Genomic DNA, 1297 nt, shown 5'->3' with positions numbered 1-1297 from the left:
TGAAGCTTCCCCTCGATGTTGGACACCTGGAGACTGGGACGTGAGGTTCCAGAGGAAGTAGTGGCCAGGTGGGAAGTAAGAGCAACCGCAGCAGGCGGTATACGGAGGAGTTCAAGCGCGACGCGGTCGCGCTGGTCCGGTCCTCCGGGAAGACCGTCACCGAGGTGGCCCGGGAGATCGGGGTCAGTGCCGAGGGACTGCGGAACTGGGTCAAGCAGGACACGATCGACCGGGGGCAAGGGGCGCCGGGCGAGCTGACGAGCGCGGAGCGGGAAGAGTTGCGTCGGCTGCGGCGGCAGAACCGTGAGCAGGCCGAGACGATCGAGGTGCTGCGAAAAGCGGCGGTCTTCTTCGCGAAGGAGAGCGATCGATGAGCGAGGTGTACGCGTTCATCGAGGCGGAGAAGACCACCCATAACGTTGCTCTGTTGTGCCGGCTGCTGAAGGTGGCCCGATCATCCTTCTACGCCTGGTTGGCCGGCGAGCAGGCCCGCGCCGCCCGCCGGGCCGCCGACGACGCCTTGGCCCATGAGATCACCGTGTTGCACATCGCCTCCCGGTGCACCTACGGGGTGCCGCGTATCCATGCCGAGTTGCGCAGGCTGGGCCGGCGGGTCAACCGCAAGCGAGTGGAGCGGATCATGCGTGAGCGCGACATCGCCGGGGTCACCCGGCGCAAGCGCCGGTCGCTGACCCGTCCGGCGAAGAGGGCGGTGCCCGCCGCGGACCTGATCGGCCGCGACTTCACGGCCGACGCCCCGGGCCGGAAACTGGTCGGTGACATCACCTACATCCCCACCGACGAGGGGTGGCTGTATCTGGCGACCTGGCTGGACCTGGCCACCCGCGAGATCGTCGGCTACTCGATGGCCGACCATCACCGCGCCTCCCTGGTCGTCGACGCGCTGACGATGGCCGCGGGACGCGGCCGGCTCCAGCCCGGATGCATCGCGCATTCCGATCGCGGATCGGAGTACACCTCCGAGGAACTCCGATGTGAAATAAACCGGTTGGGACTGCGGCAAAGCATGGGCCGCACCGGCTCGTGCTACGACAATGCGGCCGCCGAGAGCTTTTTCGCACTGCTCAAAGAGGAGATCGGCACCCGCCGTTGGCCCGACCGGGCCACCGCTCGGTCGGAGATCTTCGCCTTCATCGAGACCTTCTACAACCGCAGACGACTACGGAAGCATCCGGCCTGGGGGTACCTCACCCCGCTGGAGATCCGACAGCGACACGAGCAAGAACACACCCTCGCAGCGTAAGCAACGAGTGTCCGAGATCACGGGGAAACTTCA

General features: G+C 66.5%; 2 protein-coding genes. Both read left to right on the top strand.

Features of this window, described 5'->3' with window-relative positions:
• Window positions 1–68 precede the first annotated feature (68 nt).
• On the top strand, window positions 69–374 hold the full coding sequence (locus PV350_RS46610) for a transposase (RefSeq protein WP_266993132.1): 306 nt from the start codon (window positions 69–71) through the stop codon (window positions 372–374).
• Between the two features lie 5 nt (window positions 375–379).
• Window positions 380–1264, top strand: a complete 885-nt coding sequence (locus PV350_RS46605) for an IS3 family transposase (RefSeq protein WP_500339311.1) — start codon at window positions 380–382, stop codon at window positions 1262–1264.
• The last annotated feature ends 33 nt before the right edge of the window (window positions 1265–1297 follow it).

Source organism: Streptomyces sp. PA03-6a (assembly GCF_033792765.1).
Classification (GTDB): Bacteria; Actinomycetota; Actinomycetes; order Streptomycetales; family Streptomycetaceae; genus Actinacidiphila.
This window is presented reverse-complemented; position numbering and strand designations above follow the sequence as displayed.